At 73.1% G+C, this 20,944-nt stretch carries 24 protein-coding genes; 10 read left to right on the top strand and 14 right to left on the bottom strand.

What is annotated here, in order from left to right; translation table 11 throughout:
• Positions 1-8 precede the first annotated feature (8 nt).
• From V7S47_RS03005 to V7S47_RS02995, 3 genes are read right to left on the bottom strand one after another with little or no spacing between them, the layout of a single operon-like run.
• The gene (locus V7S47_RS03005; protein ID WP_336560189.1) at positions 9-986 is read right to left on the bottom strand and encodes a quinone oxidoreductase family protein; all 978 of its coding nucleotides are present in this window, start codon (positions 984-986) and stop codon (positions 9-11) included.
• The gene (locus V7S47_RS03000; protein WP_336560188.1) at positions 986-1,780 is read right to left on the bottom strand and encodes a citryl-CoA lyase; all 795 of its coding nucleotides are present in this window, start codon (positions 1,778-1,780) and stop codon (positions 986-988) included. The genes V7S47_RS03005 and V7S47_RS03000 overlap by 1 nt, the downstream gene beginning before the upstream one ends.
• Positions 1,777-2,934: a CaiB/BaiF CoA transferase family protein gene (locus V7S47_RS02995; protein ID WP_336560187.1), complete on the bottom strand. Its 1,158-nt coding sequence runs from the start codon at positions 2,932-2,934 to the stop codon at positions 1,777-1,779. Before V7S47_RS02995 ends, V7S47_RS03000 begins: the two co-directional genes overlap by 4 nt.
• A 161-nt stretch (positions 2,935-3,095) precedes the next feature.
• Here V7S47_RS02995 and V7S47_RS02990 point away from each other — a divergent pair, with 161 nt between their 5' ends.
• Positions 3,096-4,541, top strand: coding sequence for an amidohydrolase family protein (locus tag V7S47_RS02990; protein ID WP_336560186.1), 1,446 nt, complete (start codon positions 3,096-3,098; stop codon positions 4,539-4,541).
• Positions 4,542-4,556: 15 nt separating this feature from the next.
• Here the strand turns inward: V7S47_RS02990 and V7S47_RS02985 are convergent, their stop codons facing one another.
• Complete coding sequence (locus V7S47_RS02985) at positions 4,557-5,348, bottom strand: IclR family transcriptional regulator domain-containing protein (protein WP_336560185.1); 792 nt, start codon at positions 5,346-5,348, stop codon at positions 4,557-4,559.
• Between the two features lie 68 nt (positions 5,349-5,416).
• Here V7S47_RS02985 and V7S47_RS02980 point away from each other — a divergent pair, with 68 nt between their 5' ends.
• Positions 5,417-6,352 carry a hypothetical protein gene (locus V7S47_RS02980; protein ID WP_336560184.1) on the top strand — a complete coding sequence of 312 codons (936 nt, stop codon included), beginning with the start codon at positions 5,417-5,419 and terminating at the stop codon, positions 6,350-6,352.
• Positions 6,353-6,407: 55 nt separating this feature from the next.
• Positions 6,408-6,770: a hypothetical protein gene (locus V7S47_RS02975; RefSeq protein WP_336560183.1), complete on the top strand. Its 363-nt coding sequence runs from the start codon at positions 6,408-6,410 to the stop codon at positions 6,768-6,770.
• 16 nt (positions 6,771-6,786) lie between these two features.
• Here the strand turns inward: V7S47_RS02975 and ilvA are convergent, their stop codons facing one another.
• Both ilvA and V7S47_RS02965 read right to left on the bottom strand, forming a co-directional pair.
• On the bottom strand, positions 6,787-8,034 hold the full coding sequence (gene ilvA, locus V7S47_RS02970) for a threonine ammonia-lyase IlvA (RefSeq protein WP_336560182.1): 1,248 nt from the start codon (positions 8,032-8,034) through the stop codon (positions 6,787-6,789).
• A 34-nt stretch (positions 8,035-8,068) separates the two neighbouring features.
• On the bottom strand, positions 8,069-9,310 hold the full coding sequence (locus V7S47_RS02965) for a DUF3500 domain-containing protein (RefSeq protein WP_336560181.1): 1,242 nt from the start codon (positions 9,308-9,310) through the stop codon (positions 8,069-8,071).
• Positions 9,311-9,409: 99 nt separating this feature from the next.
• On the opposite strand from V7S47_RS02965, the gene V7S47_RS02960 reads away from it, so the two are divergent.
• The 4 genes from V7S47_RS02960 (at position 9,410) to V7S47_RS02945 (ending at position 12,299) form a co-directional block, all read left to right on the top strand.
• On the top strand, positions 9,410-10,321 hold the full coding sequence (locus V7S47_RS02960; RefSeq protein WP_336560180.1) for an NAD-dependent epimerase/dehydratase family protein: 912 nt from the start codon (positions 9,410-9,412) through the stop codon (positions 10,319-10,321).
• A gap of 57 nt (positions 10,322-10,378) precedes the next feature.
• On the top strand, positions 10,379-10,840 hold the full coding sequence (locus V7S47_RS02955) for a MerR family transcriptional regulator (protein WP_336560179.1): 462 nt from the start codon (positions 10,379-10,381) through the stop codon (positions 10,838-10,840).
• A 91-nt stretch (positions 10,841-10,931) separates the two neighbouring features.
• On the top strand, positions 10,932-11,972 hold the full coding sequence (locus V7S47_RS02950; RefSeq protein ID WP_336560178.1) for an NAD(P)-dependent alcohol dehydrogenase: 1,041 nt from the start codon (positions 10,932-10,934) through the stop codon (positions 11,970-11,972).
• A 57-nt stretch (positions 11,973-12,029) separates the two neighbouring features.
• Positions 12,030-12,299 carry a GlsB/YeaQ/YmgE family stress response membrane protein gene (locus V7S47_RS02945; RefSeq protein WP_336560177.1) on the top strand — a complete coding sequence of 90 codons (270 nt, stop codon included), beginning with the start codon at positions 12,030-12,032 and terminating at the stop codon, positions 12,297-12,299.
• A 61-nt stretch (positions 12,300-12,360) separates the two neighbouring features.
• Here V7S47_RS02945 and V7S47_RS02940 read toward each other — a convergent pair whose 3' ends face one another.
• Entirely contained in the window at positions 12,361-12,759 is a 399-nt protein-coding gene (locus V7S47_RS02940; RefSeq protein ID WP_336560176.1) for a nuclear transport factor 2 family protein, read from the bottom strand.
• Positions 12,760-12,776: 17 nt separating this feature from the next.
• Between V7S47_RS02940 and V7S47_RS02935 the strand changes: the two genes are divergently transcribed.
• A complete protein-coding gene (locus V7S47_RS02935) occupies positions 12,777-13,376 on the top strand; it encodes a GNAT family N-acetyltransferase (protein WP_336560175.1) in 600 nt (199 codons plus the stop codon).
• A 12-nt stretch (positions 13,377-13,388) separates the two neighbouring features.
• On the opposite strand, the gene V7S47_RS02930 is transcribed toward V7S47_RS02935, so the two are convergent.
• The 3 genes from V7S47_RS02930 to V7S47_RS02920 form a co-directional block, all read right to left on the bottom strand.
• Positions 13,389-14,189, bottom strand: a complete 801-nt coding sequence (locus V7S47_RS02930; protein ID WP_336560174.1) for a resuscitation-promoting factor — start codon at positions 14,187-14,189, stop codon at positions 13,389-13,391.
• 275 nt (positions 14,190-14,464) lie between these two features.
• A complete protein-coding gene (locus V7S47_RS02925) occupies positions 14,465-15,637 on the bottom strand; it encodes an acyl-CoA dehydrogenase family protein (protein ID WP_336560173.1) in 1,173 nt (390 codons plus the stop codon).
• Between the two features lie 16 nt (positions 15,638-15,653).
• A complete protein-coding gene (locus tag V7S47_RS02920) occupies positions 15,654-16,505 on the bottom strand; it encodes a 3-hydroxybutyryl-CoA dehydrogenase (protein WP_442945328.1) in 852 nt (283 codons plus the stop codon).
• 79 nt (positions 16,506-16,584) lie between these two features.
• On the opposite strand from V7S47_RS02920, the gene V7S47_RS02915 reads away from it, so the two are divergent.
• Both V7S47_RS02915 and V7S47_RS02910 read left to right on the top strand, forming a co-directional pair.
• Positions 16,585-17,262, top strand: a complete 678-nt coding sequence (locus tag V7S47_RS02915) for a TetR family transcriptional regulator (RefSeq protein ID WP_336560171.1) — start codon at positions 16,585-16,587, stop codon at positions 17,260-17,262.
• Complete coding sequence (locus tag V7S47_RS02910) at positions 17,259-17,666, top strand: CoA-binding protein (protein ID WP_336560170.1); 408 nt, start codon at positions 17,259-17,261, stop codon at positions 17,664-17,666. The genes V7S47_RS02915 and V7S47_RS02910 overlap by 4 nt, the downstream gene beginning before the upstream one ends.
• Before the next feature lie 51 nt (positions 17,667-17,717).
• Here the strand turns inward: V7S47_RS02910 and V7S47_RS02905 are convergent, their stop codons facing one another.
• From V7S47_RS02905 to V7S47_RS02890, 4 genes are read right to left on the bottom strand one after another with little or no spacing between them, the layout of a single operon-like run.
• Positions 17,718-18,836 (bottom strand): heparan-alpha-glucosaminide N-acetyltransferase domain-containing protein, encoded by a 1,119-nt coding sequence (locus tag V7S47_RS02905; protein WP_336560169.1) that lies wholly within the window; start codon positions 18,834-18,836, stop codon positions 17,718-17,720.
• A gap of 5 nt (positions 18,837-18,841) precedes the next feature.
• On the bottom strand, positions 18,842-19,363 hold the full coding sequence (purE, locus tag V7S47_RS02900; protein ID WP_336560168.1) for a 5-(carboxyamino)imidazole ribonucleotide mutase: 522 nt from the start codon (positions 19,361-19,363) through the stop codon (positions 18,842-18,844).
• Between the two features lies 1 nt (position 19,364).
• Positions 19,365-20,525, bottom strand: a complete 1,161-nt coding sequence (locus V7S47_RS02895; RefSeq protein ID WP_336560167.1) for a 5-(carboxyamino)imidazole ribonucleotide synthase — start codon at positions 20,523-20,525, stop codon at positions 19,365-19,367.
• A 2-nt stretch (positions 20,526-20,527) separates the two neighbouring features.
• Complete coding sequence (locus tag V7S47_RS02890) at positions 20,528-20,845, bottom strand: winged helix-turn-helix domain-containing protein (RefSeq protein ID WP_090850227.1); 318 nt, start codon at positions 20,843-20,845, stop codon at positions 20,528-20,530.
• Between the last annotated feature and the right edge of the window lie 99 nt (positions 20,846-20,944).

Below are 20,944 nucleotides of genomic sequence, written 5' to 3'. Positions count from 1 at the left end.
CGCCGCGTTCAGCCCAGACGGACGACGGCCCGCCCCCGGACCTCGCCCTGCGCCTGCCGGGTCCAGGCCTCGGCGACGTCGGCGAGCGCGAAGACCTCGTGCGGGACGACGATCCGCCCCGCCTCCGCGTGCTCCTCGAGGGCGGCCAGGGCCGCGCGGCGCTGCTCGGCGGTCAGGTCGTTGTTGGTGTAGCCGCGGACCTCGCGCGACCCGCTGCGCAGGTGGGCCGAGGAGAACGCCGCGGTCGCGCCGGCACTGGAGCCGAGGTTCACGAGCCGGCCGCGGGGCGCGAGACAGAGCGCGGCCGCCGAGGCGGGGACGCCGCAGAGCGGGTCGAGCACGACGTCGACCTCGCCGACGACCTCCCGCAGGCGAGCCGCGAGCCCCTCCACGTCGTCGTCCCGCTCCAGCTGGACGAAGCCGTCGGCGCCGAGCTCGAGGGCGCGCGCCCGCGCGGCCGGCTCCACGGCGGCGCCGTAGACCGCGGAGGCCCCCTGCAGCCGGGCGGCCTGCAGCGCGACGGTGCCGACGACGCCGCTGGAGCCGAGCACCAGCACCCGCTCCCCCGCCTGCAGGCCGCCGCGGAGCAGCAGCGCGGTCCAGGCGGCGATGGCCGACAGCCCGAGGGCCGCGAGCTGCTCGTCGGGCACCGCGCCGCGCACCGGCACCAGGTCGTCGTCGGCGACGACGGCCAGCTCGGCCATCCCGCCGTCGCCGGGCTCCATCCCGGCGGAGGTCGGGAACCAGACCCGGGTGCCCGCGGCCAGCCGGGCGGACGCCCGGACGACGCCGACCCCCTGCACGCCCGGGACGTACGGCGTCGCCGGCTCCCCGAAGTACGACGTCCCGCTGGCGCACAGCAGGTCCAGCGGCGTGATCGGCACGGCGGTCACCGCGACCAGCGCCTGGCCCTCGCCCGCGACGGGCTCGGCCGCCTCGACCGGCCGGGGCGGCTCGCCGCACGTGTGGACGTGGGCGGCTCGCATCACGACTCCTGCGACGGGTCGACGTAGACCGCGTTGCGGTCGACGCTCATGTAGACGTCGTTGGCCACCGGACGGCGGATCTCCTCGGCGATGTGCCCGAGCAGCCCGGCGCAGCGGGCGAGCAGCACCGTGCCGCGCAGCAGCTCCTGGCGGATGCCGAGATCGGCGAGGGCGGCGCCGCTGACGCCGGCTCCGTTGAGCGGCAGCCGCTTGCCGAGGACCCGCTCGTGCGTGCGGCCGATCGCCTCGAAGAGGGCGAGGTGGGCGCCGTACAGATCCTCCTCGTGGGCGATCTGGATCAACCGCGGGGTGCGCGGGTCGCCGTCCTTGTGGACCGGGTGGCCGAGGCCCGGCACGAAGCGCCCCGCCTCTCGCTGGGCGCGTACGGCGGCCTCGGCGACCTCGTCCCAGCCCGCGTCGTCGGTGGGCGTCCGGTCGAGGCCGGCGAGCACGTCGGCGAGGAACCGGCCGGTGTCCTCGGTGACGCCGAGGAACCGCGAGCCGCCACCGAGCAGGCCGGCCGCGAGGGCGCCCTGGATCGAGTCGGGCGCGCTCAGGTAGGTCAGCCGGGCCGCGATCGCGGTCGGCGTGAAGCCGTGGTCGGCCAGGCCGAGCAGCACCGCCTCGAAGAGCCGCGCCTGCTGCGGGGTCGGACGCTCCAGCGTGATGAGCCAGTAGGCGAGCTCGCCGAACGACACCTTGCCCATCAGGTCGGTGGCGAGGTCCTGGCCGAGGAGCGTGATCGTGGTGCCCTCGGAGGTGCCCAGCGAGGTGGGGAAGGACGGGGTGCTCATGCGGTCTCCTGGGGGAAGCCGAGCCAGGCGCGGACCTCGGCGCCGTGCTCGTCGAGGGCGGGCGGGGGCAGGTCGTAGCGGGCGGGCGAGGCGCTGAGCCGGATGGGGTTGCGCACGGTCGGCACGTCGCCGATCGTCACGACGGGATCGAGCCCCAGCGACTCGGCCAGCTCGACGCCGCCGCGGACGTCGTTGATCGGCCCGCACGGGATCCCGGCGGCGCTCAGCTCCTCGAACCACTCCTGGGCCGTGCGCGTGGCGAGCCGCTCGAGCAGCAGCGGTCGCAGCTCCTCGCGCCGGTCGTTGCGGTCGCCCACCGTGGCGAAGCGCGGGTCGTCGGCCAGCTCGGGCAGGCCCATCGCCTGCACCAGACGGCGGTACTGCCCGTCGTTGCCCGCGGCGATGACCAGATCGCCGTCGCCGGTGGCCAGCGGCTCGTAGGGGAAGAGGCTCAGGTGGGCGTTGCCCATGCGCTGCGGGACCACGCCGCCGGCGACGTACGCCGAGGTCTGGTTGACCAGCGAGGACATCGCGGTGGAGAGCAGGTTGGTCTCGACGTGCTGGCCGGCGCCGGTCTCGTCGCGATGCCGCAGCGCGGCCAGGATGCCGATGACGGAATGGAGGCCGGTCATCACGTCGAAGACCGAGATCCCCGCGCGGTACGGCGACCCCTCCGGGTCGCCGGTGAGGCTCATCAGGCCCGACATGGCCTGGACCAGCAGGTCGTAGCCGGGCAGGTGGGCGCCGCCGGTCGATCCGAACCCGCTGATCGAGCAGTAGACGCTCCGCCGGTTGCGCGCCGCGACGTGGTCGTAGCCGAGCTCGAAGCGATCCATGCCGCCGGGCTTGAAGTTGTGGATGAAGACGTCGGCCCGGGCGGACAGCTCGTGGGCGACGGCGAGGTCGTCGGGGTCCTTGAGGTCGAGCACGATCGAGCGCTTGTTGCGGTTGATCGCCAGGTAGTAGGTGCCGGTGTCGCCGCGCCGCGGCGGGACCCAGTGCCGGGTGTCGTCGCCGGCGGGGCCCTCGACCTTGACGACCTCGGCCCCCAGGTCGGCCAGGAGCATCGTGGCGTAGGGGCCGGCGAGCACCCGGGAGAAGTCGGCGACCAGCACTCCCGACAGCGGTCCGGCGGTCACCTCGTCGGCGTTCACAGCAATCTCCCACCCTTTTGCGGACATGTGTCCGCCACTGTCTCCGGCGCTCGCGCCAGGTGTCAAGCGGTCTGATCGGACCCTTGACACGTGACCGGCGTTACAGCACGCTGGCACGAAAACGGACAGATGTCCGTCACGCCGTCCGGAGGTACGCCGAGATGCCCATGCCCGACCTGACCGCAGCGCCCGCGTACGTCTTCCGCGGAGGCACCGTGCTGACCATGGACGAGCGGCGCACCGTGCTCACCGATGCCGACGTGCTGGTCGTGGGCGACCGCATCGAGGCGGTCGGGCCGGCCCTCGCGGTCCCCGAGGGCACCGCCGAGATCGACGCGACCGGCGGCATCGTGATGCCGGGCATGGTCGACACCCATCGCCACATGTGGCAGACCGCCGTGCGGGGGTACGGCGCGGACTGGACCCTCACGCAGTACTTCGTCTGGAACTACCTCGAGCACGGGCGCAAGTTCCGCCCCCAGGACATCTACGCCGGCAACCTGCTCAGCGGCCTCGAGGCCCTCGAGGCCGGGGTGACCACCACCGTCGACTGGTCGCACAACCTGCACACCGTCGACCACGCCGACGCCGCGGTCGACGCCCTCGAGGAGGTGCCGGGCCGCTTCGTGTTCGCCTACGGCAACATCCAGGCCGGCCCGTGGGAGTGGACGGCGACGCCGGAGTTCCGCGACTTCGTCCAGCGCCGCATGACCCGCTCCGACCGGCTCGGCTTCCAACTGGCCTTCGACGTCACCGGCGACCCGGCCTTCCCCGAGAAGGCGGCCTTCGAGGTGGCCCGCGACCTCGGCGTCCCGGTGACGACGCACGCCGGCGTCTGGGGGGCGACCAACGACGACGGCATCCGACTGATGCACGAGCACGGCTTCATGACCCCCGAGACGGTCTACGTCCACGCGGCGACGCTGAGCGACGACTCCTACCAGCGGATCGCGGCGACCGGCGGCTCCGCCTCGGTGGCCGCCGAGAGCGAGGCGAGCTGCGGGCAGGGCTACCCCTCGAGCTGGTCGCTGCGCCGCCACGGCATCCCGATCTCGCTGTCGATGGACACCAGCGTGTGGATGAGCGCCGACATCTTCTCGGCCATGCGCGGCACCCTCAACGCCGACCGCACCCGCGAGCACCACGAGGCCCACGCCGGCAACGAGACGGTCACGCACCTCGCCGTGCGCTCCGCCGACGTCGTCGAGTGGGCCACCCGCGGCGGCGCCAGGGCGCTCGGCCTCGACGCGAGGATCGGCAGTCTCGAACCGGGCAAGAAGGCCGACGTCGTGCTCATCAAGAACGACGCGTCGCCGGTGATGTTCCCGATCCTCAACCCCTACGGTCACGTGGTCCTGCAGGCGCAGCGCGGCGACGTCCACACCGTCCTGGTCGACGGCCGGGTCGTCAAGCACGAGCACCGGCTCGTCGGTGCCGACCTCACGAAGGCCCGTCGGGCGATCGAGGAGACCGTGTCCTACCTGCAGGACCAGCTCGGCGAGGCCGACTGGGCCGGCGGCATGAGCCCCGACATCCCCGAGTCCAAGGTGCTCGACAACCCGTACACCTACACGGAGTACGCCGACGCCTCGACCCACACCCGCTGAGCCGTGGCCCGTCGTTCAGCCGACCTGCGGTCGGCCCTGCCACAGCGACCAGTCGGCGGCGACCTCGCTGGCCGCGTGCAGCAGCATCGGGAGGTAGTCGCCGGTCAGCGTCTCGACGCTGGTCTCGGCCGCGTGCACGGTGACGTTCATGGCGGCGCGGACCACGCCGTCGCCGTCGCGCACCGGGACGGCGACCGAGCGGATGCCGCGGGCGAGCTCCTCGTCGGCCAGCGCCCAGCCGCGGGCCCGGACGGTGCGGAGCTCGTCGGCCAGCGCCGCGGCGTCGTACTCCGGGGCCGGGAGGCCGGACCGGGTCGGCTCGGCGAGGACCGCACCGCGCGCGTCGTCGTCGAGCGCCGCGAGCAGCACCTTGCCCTGCGACGTGGGGACGGCCGGGAAGCGGGTGCCGATGTCGACGCGCAGCGCGATGATCTTCGGCACGGCCACCCGGGCGACGTAGACGATGTCCGAGCCGTCGAGCTGGGTCATCGACGACGACTCGCCGGTGCGGGCGACCAGCGTCTCCAGGTGGGGGCGGGCCATCTCCCAGAGGCCGAGCGAGGCGGCGTACGCAGCCCCGAGGCGCAGCACCCGCGGCGTCAGCGCGAAGCGACCGTCGCCGGAGCGGACGTAGCCGAGCTCGTCGAGCGTCAGCAGCAGCCGGCGCGCCGTGGGCCGGGCCAGGCCCGTCGCGGTCGCGATCTCGGCCAGCGTCAGCTCGCGCCGGTGGGCGTCGAAGCAGGTGAGCACGTCCAGCCCGCGGGCGAGCGCCTCGACGAAGTCGGGTCCTGTTCCACGGCCGGCCATGGCGCGATGGTCGCACAGCGGACGCTCAGACGACAGACTTCCCGGCAGGTTCGCCGGGATGCGGACAGATGTACGACGTACTCCACGCCGATCGAGAGGGCTGCCTGATGGCGAAGCTGGTGGCGATCCTCGCCACGACCCACCACCCGTTCTTCTACCGGACCAGCCAGCTGCCGGCCGAGGAGGCGCCGCCGTTCGCGGCCGAGTGGGTGCGCAAGGTCGAGGCCTACCGCGAGACCCTCACCCGGGCCCGGCCCGACGTGCTCGTCATGGTCGGCTCCGACCACTTCCACCAGCTGTGGCTCGACAACATGCCGCAGTTCCTGATCGGGAAGGCGCCGTTCTACGACGGCAACTGGGAGAACGAGATGCGGGAGTTCGGCCTCCCGAAGCTCCTCTTCAAGGGCGACGAGGAGCTCTCGGCCTACATGCTGCGCGAGGGCATCGACAAGGGCTTCGACCTGGCCTTCTCCAACGAGCTGCGGGTCGACCACTCGATCACCTGCCCGATCTTCACGGTCCGCCCCCAGAACGACCTGCCGATCGTGCCGATCTACACCAACATCTTCGCGCCGCCCCTCCCCCGGCCCGAGCGCTTCGTGCAGCTCGGGAAGACGATCCGCGAGATCATCGACGCCTGGCCCAGCCACCTGCGCGTCGCCGTGATCGGCACCGGCCACCTCTCGCTCGAGCTCGGGGGCCCGCGCCAGTTCGGCCCGCACGGTCCCGACCCGGAGTTCGACGCGCAGGCCGTGCGGTGGATCGCCGACGGCGACATCGACGGCTGCCTGTCCAGCGTGACCCTCGACAGCCTGCACGCGCCCGGCAACGCCACCCACGGCTTCATGGACTTCATGCTGATGATGGGCATCGCGGGCCACACGAAGGCCGACTACGCCGACAACCTCGACCTCTTCCACACCATGGAGGCCTACTTCACCTGGTATCCCGAGCCGGACCTGCTCGTCGGACCGCCGCTGGCCTCGAAGGGGGCACTGCTGTGAGCTCACCCCACGCCATCGCTCCACGAGCGCTCCACGATCCCGAGGGGACCCCGAGATGAGCAAGTACCTCGTCAACAAGTTCCTCTACACCGTCGACCGCGACACCGAGCTCACCGAGCGCTACCGCGAGGACCCGGTCGGCACCGTCGCGTGGTGGGAGGTGGAGGAGGCCAACCGGATCCTCAACTGCATCACCGCGGAGCGGACCACGTGGCTCGCCTTCACCGACGAGGAGCGCACCGCCCTCGCCACCCACGACCACGTCGCGCTGTTCGGGCTGGGCGCCCACCCGTTCCTCACCCTGACGCTGTGGATCGCCATGTTCGAGCGCGACTTCGACGAGCCGCTGGGCATGCAGCTCGACTACGCCGCCCGGCTCGCCCACCTCGGCCTGCCCTACCCGGACATCGCGACCTGAGGGAGGCCGTCCGCCGCTACTGCACGAAGCGGAAGAGGGGGCTGTCGGGCGAGACCGGCTCGACCCGCAGCGGCGAGGCCTCCATCCGGTCGAGCAGCGGACGGTAGTCGGCGCGGTCCTGCAGCTCGACGCCGACCAGGGCGGGCCCGGTCTCGCGGTTGGAACGCTTGACGTACTCGAAGAGCACGATGTCGTCGTCGGGTCCGAGCACCTCGTCGAGGAAGCGCCGCAGGGCGCCGGGCTCCTGCGGGAACTCGACCAGGAAGTAGTGCTTGAGGCCCTCGTGCACGAGGGCCCGCTCCCACACCTCGGCGTACCGGCTGACGTCGTTGTTGCCGCCGGAGAGCACGCAGACCACGGTCGAGCCGGGCGGCAGGTCGAGGCCCTGGCGCAGGGCGGCGGTGGCCAGCGCGCCGGCGGGCTCGGCGATGATCCCGTCGGACTGGTAGAGGTCGAGCATCTCCACGCAGACCATTCCCTCGGGGACGGTCGTGAGGTCCGGTCCGTGCCGGCGGACGGCCTCGTAGGGGTGGTCGCCGATGCGTCGTACGGCGGCGCCGTCGACGAACGAGTCGACGCTCTCCAGCTCGACCGGCCCGCCCGCCATGACCGCGGCCGCCATCGACGCGGCCCCCGCCGGCTCCGCCCCGAGCACGCGCGTCGCGGCCGCACGCTCGGCCAGCACGACGAGCATCCCCGCGAGCAGCCCGCCGCCGCCGACGGGCACCACCACGGCGTCCGGGGCGGTGCCGAGCTGGTCGAGCACCTCGGTCGCGATGGTGCCCTGGCCGGCGATGGTCCGGGGGTCGTCGAACGCCGGGACCGGGGTGGCGCCGGACTCGGCGGCCCAGGTCGCGCTGGCGAGCGCGGCGTCGTCGTACGTGTCGCCCCCGATGACCACGTCGACCCAGTCGCCGCCGAGCGCGGCGATCCGCTGCCGCTTCTGCCGCGGCGTCGTGCGGGGCAGGAAGATCCGCGCCCGGACACCGGTGCGCGCGCAGGCGAAGGCCACCCCCTGTGCGTGGTTGCCGGCGCTCGCGCAGGTCACCCCGCGCGCCCGCTCCTCCTCGGTGAGGGAGGCGATGAGCGTGTACGCGCCGCGCCCCTTGTAGGAGCGCACCTCGTTGAGGTCCTCGCGCTTGAGCCAGACCTCGAGGCCCGTCAGCGCCGACAGCCGCGCGCTGCGCTGCAGCGGGGTCGGCTCCGACACCTCCTCCAGGCGGGTCGCGGCCCGCTCCACGTCGTCCACGCCCGGCAGGTCCACGGCAGAACCGTACGGCGGGCGCCGCGCGGCGCCGCTACTGCCCGGCGTCGGCGGGCGGCGCACCCCCGTCACCGGGACCCCCGGCGCCGCCGCCCATCCCCGCAGCCGCCTGCTGCGTGACGCTGCCGGCGTAGTCGTTGGACGGGTCGCGGTAGATCGTGTGGACGTGGCCCCACCCCGAGGTGGTGACCCCCTCGACGTCCGCGCCGGCGGACCCCTGCTGGGCCTGGAAGGCGACGTAGACGTCCGGACCGGAGATCGAGAAGCTGATCCCGTCGCCGGTGGACATGTCGTAGCTGGTCTCCCCGGACCAGGCGATGACCGTGTCGTCGAGGGTGGCCTCGATCCCGGCCAGCGTGGTGTCGGTGGTCTGCTCGTCGGCCAGGCCGGCCCAGTTCGCGACCAGCTCGAGCAGCAGCTGTCGCTGCTCGTCGCTCAGGTCCGCGCCGGTGAGCCCGGAGCCGGTGGCGAAGTCGCAGGTGTCACCGGGCGCGCACATGGTGACCTCGCCCGAGGTCAGCGTCGCCTGCTGCTCCGCGGTCAGGCTGTCGAAGAACGCGAAGGCGTCGGTGTAGATGCCGTCGAAGGGCTGGACCTCCTCGCCGTCCTCGTTCGTGTAGACGGCCGGCTGGACCCCCAGGTGGGTCGGGGCGAAGGTGAGGGTGTCGGCCGTCCCGTCCATGGTGGCGTTGATGCCGAGGTGGTGGCCGCCGAACTGCACCTCCCAGGCGTCCGTCGTCGAGGGGTCGCCGAAGAGGGCGACGTAGTACTGCCCCAGGGAGTCCTCGGTCGAGCTGCTGTTCTCGGCGAGGTACTCGTCGCCGCCGATGATGGCCGTCACCGTCGCGTAGCCCTCGTCGCTGAGCAGCGCCTCGAGGACCTCCAGCGCCGCCGCCTGCTGCTCCTCGGTCAGGTCGGCCAGGTTGAGTCCCGCCCGCTGCACGAAGGTGACGGGGAAGTTCGACCACGAGGTCGTCCGGGTCTCGTCGTCGTAGTCGTAGACCACGGCTTCCCGCTGCTCGTCGGACAGCGTGGCCAGGAAGGCCTCGGCGGCGGCCGCGGTGTCGGAGATCGTCCCGGCGGTGGTGGTCGCGTCGGCGGTGGTCGCGGCCGAGGCGGCCGCGTCGGAGATGGTCGTGGCCGCGCTCGTGGAGCTCGACGAGCCGGCGGCGGAGGAGGACCCGGTGGACTCCTCCACGCTGCCACAGCCGGCGAGGGTGAGGGCGCCGACGAGCACCCAGGCGGACAGTGCGGTGAGGGACCTTCGCGTCTTCATGGGAGGAGGCTGGTCGCCGTTCCTGTGCACTCCCGGTGAGGTCCCTGTGCCCGCTCGACGAGTCGTGGGAGCCCACCACGACCGTGCCAGGCTGGCCGCATGAGCCACGAGAGCAGGACCCCGGTCGTCGTCGTCACCGGAGCGAACGGCCTGGTCGGGGCGCGGGTCTGCGCGGCGCTGGCCGCGCGCGGTGCCCGCGTCCGCGCCGTCGTACGACGGGCCGGGACGGCGCCCGCGCTGCCCGGGGTCGAGGAGCAGGTCGGCGAGTTCACCGACGCCGGCTTCGCGGCCGAGGTCGTCGCCGGCGCGGACGCCGCCGTCACCACGGTGCACCCGATGGGCAGCGACCTGGCGACCCAGCGTCGGATCGGTGTCGAGGGCACGACGACCTTCGCGCGGGCCGCCGCGGACGCCGGGGTCGCGCGCCTGGTGCACGTCTCCACCGGAGCCGTCTACGACCGCTCCCCCGGCGTCGGCGACGTCAACGAGGACGCCGCCCTGGTCGGCGACGACGCCGGCGACTACCCGGTGACCAAGCGGGACACCGACGCCGCCCTGGCCACGGTCGACGGGCCGACACGGGTGCTGCTCCGGCCGCCGGCGATCCTCGGCGCCGGTGAGAGCTCGGTCTGGAACACGCTGCGCCCGGAGGCCCTGCGCGACGACTCGGGCCAGCGGCGCGCCGTACCGGAGCAGAGCTTCGCGTGGGTGCACGTCGACGACCTGGCCGCCTTCGCGGCCGACGTCGCGTCGGGCCGGGTCGCGCCGTCGCCCGACGGCAGCACCGGCCCGGTCGAGGGCGCGTGCACCGCGGTCAACGTGGCCGCCGGACCGGCCACGGCCCGCGACTACTACGAGGCCGTGGCCGGTGCCCTGGGGGTCACGATGGACTGGGACGACCGGCCCGCGTGGACCGGCCGGATCGTCGCCGACCGTGCGCACGCCTGGGGCTGGACCCCGCAGGTCGACCTGGCCGCGGCGCTCGACGAGATCGTCGCCGGGCTCCGCTGACCGTGTGACCCAGGAGACCTTTGACTTCGAGCGCTCGAAGTTCTTAGCGTCGATGACGTGACCTCATCGACGACCGAGCGCGGCTACACGATCAAGGAGGCCGCGGCCCTGACCGGGCTGCCGGCCAGCACGCTGCGCTACTACGAGCAGATCGGCGTGATCGCGCCGATCAGCCGCGGCGCGAGCAGCCGGCACCGCGTGTACGACGAGGCCGACCTCGACCAGCTGATGTGGATCGCCTGTCTGGCCGCCACCGGCATGTCGGTCGGCGACATGCGCCAGTACGTCGCCAACGGCAGCATCGGTCCCGCCGCGGCGGCCGAGCAGGTCGAGCTGCTGGAGGAGCAGCAGCGCCGACTGGCCCACGAGGCGCAGCAGGTCGCGCTGCGCCAGCGGTACGTCGCGATCAAGATCGACTACTGGCACGCCGTCGAGGCCGGCGACGGCGCCCGCGCGGAGCTGATCTCCGCCGAGGCCCGCGCCCTCGCCGACGAGCTCCGGGACACCCGGACCCCCTGACCACCACCTGATCCCCGGGCGACCTGCCGGCGGACCCTCGCGGTCCGCGGGCTGCTGCTGCCGCCTGCCACCACCACCCGAAGGAACCCTGATGCGCGTCCACGCCTACGCGGCCCCCGCCGCCGGCCAGCCCCTGGCCCCCACCACCATCGAGCGCCGCGAGGTCGGCGCGAACGACGTCCTCATCGAGATCCGGTACGCCGGCATCTGCCACTCCGACATCCACACCGTCAACGGCGACTGGGGCCCGCAGCCGTTCCCCGTCGTACCCGGGCACGAGATCGTCGGCGTCGTCGCCGAGGTCGGCTCCGCCGTCACCCGGCACGCCGTCGGCGACCGGGTCGGCGTCGGCTGCATGGTCAACTCCTGCGGCAAGTGCGTGAACTGCACCAACGGCGACGAGCAGTACTGCCTCGACGGCATGGTCGGCACCTACGCCGCCACCGACCGCGACGGCACCACCACCCAGGGCGGCTACTCGACCCACGTCGTGGTCGACGCCGACTACGTCCTGTCCGTCCCGGACGGCCTGGACCCGGCCGCCGCCGCGCCGCTGCTCTGCGCGGGCATCACGACGTACGCCCCGCTGCGGCACTGGAAGGCCGGGCCCGGCACGAAGGTGGCCGTCGTCGGCCTGGGCGGACTGGGCCACATGGCCGTCAAGATCGCCCACGCCCTCGGCGCCGAGGTCACCGTGCTGTCGCAGTCGCTGAAGAAGCAGGAGGACGGGCTGCGGCTGGGGGCGGACGACTACTTCGCCACCTCCGACCCGGCCACCTTCGACCAGCTCGCCGGTCGCTTCGACCTCATCATCAACACGGTCAGCGCGAGCATCGACGTGAACGCCTACCTCCGCCTCCTCGCGGTCGACGGCACCCTGGTCAACGTCGGCGCCCCGGCCGAGCCGCTGCCGGTGCACGCGATGTCGCTGATCAGCGGTCGCCGGTCGTTCGCCGGCTCGATGATCGGAGGCATCGCGCTGACCCAGGAGATGCTCGACTTCTGCGCCGAGCACGGGCTCGGCGCCGAGGTCGAGGTGATCGCCGCCGACCAGGTCAACGAGGCCTACGAGCGGGTGCTGGCCTCGGACGTCCGCTACCGGTTCGTCATCGACACCGGCACCATCGCGTGACGACCGTCTCCTGACGCGGCCGAGGTCGAGACGGGCCGGGCGGGTACCGAACCGCTCATGGGCATCATCGGTTTTCTCGTCTTCGGTCTCGTCGTCGGCGCGCTCGCGCGCCTCATCAAGCCGGGTCGGCAGTCCCTCGGCTGGCTCGGCACCCTGCTCCTCGGCGTCCTCGGCTCGCTGATCGGCGGCGTCGTCGCCTCCGCGCTCGGCACCGGTGACGTCTGGGAGCTCAACATCGTGGGAGCGATCGTCGCGATCGTCGCCGCGGTCCTGCTCGTCGGCGTCGTCGAGGGCCTGATGGGCCGCAAGAAGCCCGCGCACCGCTGAGCTCCGTCCACCCGCACGGCCCCGCATCCTCGGTGCGGGGCCGTCGTCATTCCTCGGGCGCTCACCCCGCGTCGTACGACGCCGCGCGCTCCCGCACCAGGTCGAACTGCGCCCCCATCTGCTCCCCCAGCGCCGCGGCGGCGCTCAGCGGCCGCACCATGACCATCAGCTCGGCGATCCGGCCGTCGTCGTCGAGGCGCAGGAAGTCGCAGCCGGTGAGCTGCTTGCCGTCGACGGTCGCCTCGAAGACCAGGGCGTGGTCGACACCCTCGCCTCCGATCTCGCGGACGTAGCGGAAGCCCTCGAACACGTCGACGACCGTGCGCAGGATGGCCAGCGTCATCGCCTTGCCGGCGTACGGCGTGAACGCCACCGGGCTGACGAACACCACGTCGTCGGAGAGGAGCGCCTCGATGGCGCCGAAGTCCCGGGTCTCGACCGCGTCTCGGAAGGCTCGCACGGGCTTACCGTAGCCGGGTGGACGGCACCCGCATCGTGGCCCTCGGCCCGGACACCTGGCCGCTCTTCGCCGACCTGAACGAGCGGCAGGGCGGCAGCCTGTTCAGCCGCTGCTGGTGCACCTGGTTCCACCCCGACTGCGCCGGGCGCGAGCTCGACCCGGACCTGACCGGGCGCGAGGCCAAGGAGCGGCTCGTCCGAGCCGGCGAGGCGCACGCCGCCCTCGTGGTGCAGGACGGGCTGGCGGTCGCGTGGGCGACGTACGGCCCTCCGGAGGAGCTGCCGCGCCTGCACCACCTCAAGGAGTACGACGCCACCCACGTCGGCCCGCCCGCCGACTACCGGATCACCTGCATCCAGGTCGACCGCCAGCGCCGCAAGCAGGGCCTGGCCGAGGCCGCGCTGCGCGGCGCCGTCGAACTGATCGCGGCCGCCGGGGGCGGGCTCGTCGAGGGCTACCCGCACGACCTGGCCGAGAAGAGGGCCGCCGGGAGGAAGACGTCCTCGTCGTTCCTCTACAACGGCACCCGCACGATGTACGAGCGGGTCGGCTTCGCCTACGACCGCCCCAAGGGACTCGGCAACTGCGTGATGCGAAGGGTCGTCGCGCCGGAGTGAGGGGGCCTGCACTCAGAGCAGGCGACCGCAGTTCGGCCACGGCGAACGGCCACGGTCGCGGTAGAGCAGCTGGGCGCGGTGGGTCTGCTCGGCGGAGGAGGCCTGGTCGGCCGTGCCGCTCCCCCCGACGCTGTGCCAGGTGCCGCGATCGAACTGGTAGAGGCCGGCGTAACCCGCGGGGCTCACCGCCCGCGGGTTGCCCGAGGACTCGCAGTCCGCGAGGGCACGCCAGTTCAGGTGCCCGGTGCCGGGCACGGTGCCGAAGCGGGCGCCGACGACGACGCGGCGCGGGGCCGGCGCCTTCAGGACCCGGCGCGCCACCACGTCGGTGTCGACCGGGCGGCCGTTGCGGGACCAGCGGACCACGCGGACCTTGCCGATCCCGTCCCGTCCGCGGGACACGACGCGGCGCTTGCCCGGCTTGAGCTCGCTGCTGGTCCGGACGACGCGGCCCTTGTCGATGCTCACCCGGCGGGTGCCGACCTCGCGCGAGACCCGGATGACCCGGACGACGTCGCCGCTGCGGACGGGGAGCTTGGCCTTGCCGCGCACGACCCGGCCGTCGCGGATCAGGCGCACCCGGTCGTGCGGCGTCACCTTGACCCCGGCGGCGTGCAGCACCCCGACCGGTCGGGTGGCGGTGCTCGCGACCGTCCGGCGGGCCTGCAGGCCGTCCTTGACCTGGACCTGCTGGGCGGCACGCGGGGCGGCCGGTTCGGCGGCGTACGACGGGCCGACGCTCAGCGACGCCGCGGTGGCGGCAGCCGCGGCGAGGGCGACGGTGCGGGAAACGGGGGCAGTACGGAATCGCAAGAGTGAGAACCTCGTGGTGGGGGAACCCGGAACCGGTCCGGGTATCGGTCCCGCGCTGCGAGCGCGGCTGCGCACCTGATCGGCGCGCGTGTGCCCGGCCGACGGCCTCGGCACACGATCATCGACCGTAGAGGACCCACCCAAACCGACCCGGCGCGTCGACCCGGGCGGCGTCGTACCCGGACGGACACAAGTCCGCCCGATCGCATCGCCCCACGCTCAGCGCCGGGACCGCCGGGCGACTTGTGTCCGTCGGTGTACGAGGCGCCGCGACCTCAGAGCTCGCTCTGGACCCCCGCCAGCAGCTGCCGGGCCATCACGATCCGCTGCACCTGGTTGGTGCCCTCGTAGATCTGGGTGATCTTGGCGTCGCGCATCATCCGCTCGACCGGGTAGTCGCGGGTGAAGCCGTAGCCGCCGAGCACCTGGACCGCGTTGGTGGCGACCTCCATGGCGACGTCGGAGGCGAAGCACTTGGCGGCGGCACCGAAGAAGGTCAGGTCCTGGTCGCCACGCTCGGAGCGGCCGGCGGCGGCGTACGTCATCTGGCGGGCCGCCTCGACCTTCATGCCCATGTCGGCGAGCAGGAACTGCAGGCCCTGGAAGTCGCTGATCGGCTTCCCGAACTGCTGGCGCTCCTTCGCGTAGTCGAGGGCGTAGTCGAGCGCGCCCTGGGCGACGCCGACCGCCTGGGCGGCGATGGTGACGCGGGTGTGGTCGAGGGTCTGCATGGCGTAGGCGAAGCCCTTGCCCTCCTCGCCGATGATCCGGTCGCCGGGGATCCGGACGTTGTCGAGGTAGACCTCGCGGGTCGGGGAGCCCTTGATGCCGAGCTTCTTCTCCGGGGCGCCGAACGAGACGCCCTCGTCGGACTTCTCGACGACGAACGCGCTGATGCCCTTGGTCCGGGCGTCCGGGTCCGTGACGGCCAGGACGGTGTAGTAGTCCGAGACGCCGGCGTTGGTGATCCAGCGCTTGGTGCCGTTGAGGACCCAGTCGTCGCCGTCGCGGACGGCTCGCGTCTTCATGGACGCGGCGTCCGAGCCGGCGTCGGGCTCGGAGAGGCAGTACGAGAAGAGCCCCTCGCCGGCGGCGAGCTTGGTGAGGTACTTCTGCTTCAGCTCCGGGGACCCGCCGATCATCACCGGCAGCGAGCCGAGCTTGTTGACCGCCGGGATCAGCGAGGCGGACACGTCGACGCGGGCCACCTCCTCGATCACCAGGCAGGTCGCGAGCGCGTCGGCCCCGGCGCCGCCGTACTCCTCGGGGACGTGGGGGGCGTGGAAGTCGACGGCGCGCAGCGCGTCGGCGGCCTCGTGCGGGAAGCGGGCCTGCTCGTCGACGTCGGCGGCGTACGGCGCGATCTTGGCCTCGGCCACGGCGCGCACGGCCTCGCGGATCGCCTGGTGCTCCTCGGAGAGGCCGTAGAGGGGGAAGTCGTTGCTCATCTGGGTGGGTCCTCGATCAGTAGGTGTAGAAGCCGCGGCCGGTCTTGCGGCCCAGCAGGCCGGCGTCGACCATCCGGTTGAGGAGCGGCGGGGCGGCGTACAGCGGCTCCTTGAACTCCTCGTAGAGCGACTCGGCGACGGCCTTGGTGGTGTCGAGACCGATCAGGTCGGCGAGCGCGAGCGGGCCCTGGGGGTGCGCGGCACCGAGCACCAGGCCGCGGTCGATGTCCTCGGCGGAGGCGAAGCCGGACTCGTACATCCGGATCGCCGAGAGGATGAACGGCACCAGCAGCGCGTTGACCACGAAGCCCGCACGGTCCTGGCAGTCGATCGCCTGCTTGCCGAGGGTGCCCTCGACGAAGGAGCGGGCGCGCTCGGTGGTGTCGGAGCCGGTCAGCAGGCTGGGGACCAGCTCGACCAGCTGCAGCACCGGCACCGGGTTGAAGAAGTGGATGCCCATGACCTGCTGCGGGCGGGTGGTGACCACGCCCAGCTTCATGATCGGGATGGAGGAGGTGTTGGAGGCCAGGATGGCGTCCGGCGCGGCGACGATCCGGTCCAGCTTCTTGAAGAGCTCGACCTTGGCGGCCTCGTCCTCCACGATCGCCTCGACCACCAGGTCGCGGTCCACCAGCTCGCCGAGCGAGGTGGCGACCCGGATCCGGGCCAGGACGTCGGCCGCGCTCTCGCCGTTCGCGATCTTGCCCTTGGCCTCGGCGCGGGCCAGGGACTTCTCCAGCCGGGTGCGTCCGGCGCTCGCCGCGGCCTCGCTGGACTCGACCACGACGACGTCGAGCCCCGCCCGGGCGGACACCTCCGCGATGCCCGCTCCCATCAGGCCGCAGCCCACGACCCCGACGCGCTCCACCATGATCTGCTCCTCAGCTCGGCCACTTGATACCGCAATCATGGCACTCAGTACCATCGGTCCCGACGGAGGAGGTCTCATGACGGTGCGCGAACGGCTCTCGCAGGCCGCGTTCGAGCTGTTCGACGAGCGCGGCTTCGACGAGACGACGGTCGACGACATCGCCGCGCGCGCCGGCACCGGCCGGACGACGTTCTTCCGCGCCTTCGGCAGCAAGGAGGAGGTGGTCTTCCCCGACCACGACGGTCTCCTCGCCTCCGTGCAGGCCCGCCTCGACGCCGCCCGCCCCGGCTCCGAGCCGGCCGCCGTCGCCGAGGCGGCCCGCTTGGTGCTCCTGCACTACCTCGCCGAGGGCGACCTGGCGCGCACCCGCTACCGGCTGACCCGCCGGGTGCCCGCGCTGCGGGCGCGTGAGATCGCCGGTCAGCGGCAGTACCAGCGGGTCTTCCTCGGCTTCGTCCGCCCCTGGTTCCACGAGGGGTACGGCGAGGGCGCGCGGGCCGACCTGCGGGCCGAGCTCCTCGCCGACGCGGTCGTCACCGGTCACAACCACGTGCTGCGCCAGTGGCTCCGCGGCCGGACCGAGACGCCCGAGGCCGACTTCGACGCCGCGATGACCGAGGTGCTCAGCCTCTTCGCACCCGCGTCGGGCGACCCGACCGCGGGCATCGTCGTACTCCGGACCGACCGGGACCTCGACGCCGTCCTGCCGCAGCTGCGACGGGTCCTTGCCCCCGGTGCTTCGATGGAGCCATGACCGACTGGCAGGACCCCGAGGCCGTCCGCTTCATGCTCGACGACTGCGAGACCTGGGCCGTGGTCGGCCTCTCCGGCGACCCGACCCGCACGGCGTACGGCATCGCCCAGCTGCTCCAGGACCGCGGCAAGCGGATCGTCCCCGTCCACCCGGACGCACCGACGGTGCTGGGCGAACAGGGCTACGCGAGCCTGGCCGAGATCCCGTTCCAGGTCGACGTGGTCGACGTCTTCCGCCGCTCCGAGGCGGCCGGCGAGTTCGCCGACCAGGCGGTGGCGATCGGGGCCAAGGGGGTCTGGCTGCAGCTCGGCGTCATCGACGAGGAGGCGTTCGACCGGACGACCGCGGCCGGCGTACCGATGGTCATGGACACCTGTCCCGCGATCGAGTGGCGCCGGCGCTGACCCGTCGATCCGCGCCCGACACGCCGTAGGAACCGGACATTCAGTGACGGGTCAGCGGCGGAGGCGACCGGCGGCGGCCGCCGAGGCGAGGGTGACCACCCGCTCGAGCGGACCGCGGCGACGCAGGGCGGCGTACACCGCACCGATGCCGAGCAGCACCAGCACGTGCCAGACGTACGACGAGGGCTCCTCGCTCGGCCAGACCCGCTCGGTGCGCATGAGCACGTGCAGGCTGTAGAGGGTGAGCGTCATGGTGCCGGCGCCGAACAGCACCCGCACCGCCTCGTGCGGCAGGGCCGGCAGCCGCTCCACGACGAGCAGCGCCACGCCGATCACGAACAGCGAGGACCCGATGGTCTGCGCCAGGTCGAACGGCGTCGAGCTGTGCGGGGCGACCACGAGGAGCCAGGACCAGGGTCCGTCGGCGGGCACGTTGCCGAACATGCCCGTCTCGACCAGCTCGGGCAGCCCGTCGGTCGCCGGCCAGCGGTCGGTGAGCAGGTGCGAGGCCTGGGTGGCGACGACGGCCAGCACCAGGCCGCTGCCGGCGGCCCACGCGGCCACCCGGGCCGAGCCGAGGTCGGCGCGCCCCAGCGCCATCCCGACGAGGAGGTAGGCCAGCCACGGCAGCACCGGGTAGTAGCCGGTCAGCAGCAGCTCCGACACCAGGTGCCCAGGGTGCGCGAGCTGCTCGAAGGCCGGGCTGTCGTAGCCGCGCTCGGGCAGGTGCGGGCGCACCGCACGCGAGAGGACCGGCACCACCACGACCCAGGCCGCGGCGAGCAGCAGCAGCGTCCGGGTCCGCAGCCCCACGAACAGCGCGCCGACGCAGAACAGCACGCCGTAGTAGGTCAGGATCACCGCCAGCCCCGAGTCGACCAGGGCGAGCCCCATCCCCAGCACCGCCACCAGCAGCGCCCGTACGACGATCCCCGCCGTCCGCGCGGCCCGCTCGCGGCCGGCGACCGGCGTCCGGCCGCCGGTGGTCAGGGCCAGCGTCACCCCGGCCAGCACCGCGAACAGCGCGGAGGCCCGTCCGCCGGCCAGCCACTGCCCGAAGGTCAGCCCGCCGTCGGCGCCGCGCTCGTCGAGGACGTGCGTGGCGGCCATGCCCAGCAGCGCCACGCAGCGCGCGACGTCGAGCCCGACGAGCCGGGCCGTCCGGGCCATCGGCGTCAGAAGCCCAGGCGACGCGGCGCGACGTCGTTCCGCACGGCCGCGCCCTTCTCCTGCGCCTGCTGCTTCAACGACGCCTGGAAGTCGACCATCCGCTGCTGCAGCGCCGGGTCGGTGGCGGCCAGGATCCGCACGGCCAGCAGGCCGGCGTTGCGGGCGCCGCCGACGGCGACGGTCGCGACCGGGACGCCGGCGGGCATCTGCACGATGGAGAGCAGCGAGTCCATCCCGTCGAGGTACTTCAACGGCACCGGCACCCCGATCACCGGCAGCGGCGTGACGGCGGCGAGCATCCCGGGCAGGTGGGCCGCTCCCCCGGCGCCGGCGATGATCACCGACAGCCCGCGACCGGCGGCCTCCTTGCCGTAGGCCAGCATCTCCTCCGGCATCCGGTGCGCGGAGACGACGTCGGCCTCGTGGGCGACATCGAACTCGCCCAGCGCCTCCGCGGCCAGCTTCATCACCGGCCAGTCGGAGTCGGAGCCCATCACGATGCCGACCCGGGGTGCAGCAGTGGTCATCTCATTCGCTTTCGTTGCCGAGGTCGCCGCGGAACCAGGCGGCGGCGTGCCGCGCCCGCTCCAGGCAGTCGTCGAGGTCGTCGCCGTAGGCGTTCACGTGGCCGACCTTGCGGCCCGGCCGCAGGTCCTTGCCGTAGAGGTGCACCCGCAGGTGCGGATCCCGGGCCATCGCGTGCGGGAACCCGTCGTACAGACGGCCGACCTCGGGGTGGTCGCCGCCCAGGATGTTCACCATCACCGTCCACCGCGCCCGCGGCGCCGGCGAGCCGAGCGGCAGGTCGAGCACGGCGCGGAGGTGGTTCTCGAACTGCGAGGTGACCGCGCCGTCCTGGCTCCAGTGGCCGGTGTTGTGGGGGCGCATCGCGAGCTCGTTGACGAGGATCCGCCCGTCGGCGGTCTCGAACAGCTCGACCGCGAGGATGCCGGTGACGTCGAGGGCGCCGGCGACCCGCAGCGCGATCTCCTGGGCCTGCCCGGCCAGCTCCGGGTCGAGGTCGGGCGCGGGGGCGACGACCTCGTGGCAGATGCCGTCGCGCTGCGTGCTCTGCACGACCGGGTACGCCGCCGCCTGCCCGCTGGGCGATCGCGCGACCAGCGCGGAGAGCTCGCGGCGGAAGTCGACCAGCTCCTCGGCCAGCAGGCGTACGCCGGCCTCCGCGGCGATCCGGAGCGGCTCGGCGGCCTCGTCGGCGGACCGGACGACCCAGACGCCCTTGCCGTCGTACCCCCCGCGGGTGGTCTTGACGACGCACGGCAGGCCGAACGCCTCGACGTCGGCCACCGACGCGACGATCGCGTTGCGTGGGCAGGGCACGCCCAGCTCGGCCAGCCGCTCGCGCATCACGCCCTTGTCCTGGGCGTGGACCAGCGCGTCGGGCCCGGGGCGGACGGCGATCCCGTCGGCCTCGAGGGCGTGCAGGTGGTCGGTCGGGACGTGCTCGTGGTCGAAGGTGACCACGGCGCAGCCGGCGGTGACCGCGCGCAGGGTGGCCAGGTCGCGGTAGTCGCCGACCTGCTGGTCGGGGATGACCTGGGCGGCGGAGACGCCCTCGGCCTCGGCGAGGAGGCGGAGCGGCAGACCCAGCGCGATCGCCGGCTGCGCCATCATCCGGGCCAGCTGGCCGCCGCCGATGACGGCGAGGGTGGGAGCGTGGTCGGGCACCCTCAGACTCTAGTGGCGGGGGCTTCCGTCTCGAACCGCAGGCCCTTGCCGCGGATGGTGGTGATCAGGTGCGGGTGCCGGCTGTCGTCGCCGAGCTTGCGGCGCACCCACCCCAGGTGGACGTCGATGGTCTTCGAGGAGGTCCAGAACGTCGTGTGCCACACGTCGCGCATCAGCTCGTCGCGGGTGACGATCTCTCCGGCCCGGGCGACGAGGGCGTGCAGCAGGTCGAACTCCTTGCGCGACAGCGCGACCTCGTCGGCGCCCTTCCAGGCCCGACGGGTCGCGGGGTCGATCCTGATGTCCTGCACCTCCAGCACGGCACCAAGGTAGGAGCATCAGAGGGCCTGTGAGAGCGGATGGGACAAAATGACACTGTCCTCTTCGTGCCACTTCTCCCACCGGTGGGACGAGGAAGG

The sequence above is a fragment of the Nocardioides sp. CCNWLW216 genome (assembly GCF_037120545.1).
Taxonomy (GTDB): Bacteria; Actinomycetota; Actinomycetes; order Propionibacteriales; family Nocardioidaceae; genus Nocardioides; species Nocardioides lianchengensis.
Note: the sequence above shows the minus strand (reverse complement) of the source record. Positions and strands in the feature narration are given on the sequence as shown.

Excerpts from the sequence above, each read along its gene's own strand:
- V7S47_RS02990 (WP_336560186.1), top strand. The coding sequence starts at position 3,096 with ATGCCCATGCCCGACCTGACCGCAGCGCCCGCGTACGTCTTCCGCGGA.
- V7S47_RS02905 (WP_336560169.1), bottom strand. The coding sequence starts at position 18,836 with ATGGCCCGGACGGCCCGGCTCGTCGGGCTCGACGTCGCGCGCTGCGTG.
- V7S47_RS02915 (WP_336560171.1), top strand. The coding sequence starts at position 16,585 with ATGACGGTGCGCGAACGGCTCTCGCAGGCCGCGTTCGAGCTGTTCGAC.
- V7S47_RS02945 (WP_336560177.1), top strand. The coding sequence starts at position 12,030 with ATGGGCATCATCGGTTTTCTCGTCTTCGGTCTCGTCGTCGGCGCGCTC.
- V7S47_RS02975 (WP_336560183.1), top strand. The coding sequence starts at position 6,408 with ATGAGCAAGTACCTCGTCAACAAGTTCCTCTACACCGTCGACCGCGAC.
- V7S47_RS02925 (WP_336560173.1), bottom strand. The coding sequence starts at position 15,637 with ATGAGCAACGACTTCCCCCTCTACGGCCTCTCCGAGGAGCACCAGGCG.
- V7S47_RS03000 (WP_336560188.1), bottom strand. The coding sequence starts at position 1,780 with ATGAGCACCCCGTCCTTCCCCACCTCGCTGGGCACCTCCGAGGGCACC.
- V7S47_RS02985 (WP_336560185.1), bottom strand. The coding sequence starts at position 5,348 with ATGGCCGGCCGTGGAACAGGACCCGACTTCGTCGAGGCGCTCGCCCGC.
- V7S47_RS02960 (WP_336560180.1), top strand. The coding sequence starts at position 9,410 with ATGAGCCACGAGAGCAGGACCCCGGTCGTCGTCGTCACCGGAGCGAAC.
- V7S47_RS03005 (WP_336560189.1), bottom strand. The coding sequence starts at position 986 with ATGCGAGCCGCCCACGTCCACACGTGCGGCGAGCCGCCCCGGCCGGTC.
- V7S47_RS02965 (WP_336560181.1), bottom strand. The coding sequence starts at position 9,310 with ATGAAGACGCGAAGGTCCCTCACCGCACTGTCCGCCTGGGTGCTCGTC.
- V7S47_RS02910 (WP_336560170.1), top strand. The coding sequence starts at position 17,259 with ATGACCGACTGGCAGGACCCCGAGGCCGTCCGCTTCATGCTCGACGAC.
- V7S47_RS02980 (WP_336560184.1), top strand. The coding sequence starts at position 5,417 with ATGTACGACGTACTCCACGCCGATCGAGAGGGCTGCCTGATGGCGAAG.
- V7S47_RS02950 (WP_336560178.1), top strand. The coding sequence starts at position 10,932 with ATGCGCGTCCACGCCTACGCGGCCCCCGCCGCCGGCCAGCCCCTGGCC.
- purE (WP_336560168.1), bottom strand. The coding sequence starts at position 19,363 with ATGACCACTGCTGCACCCCGGGTCGGCATCGTGATGGGCTCCGACTCC.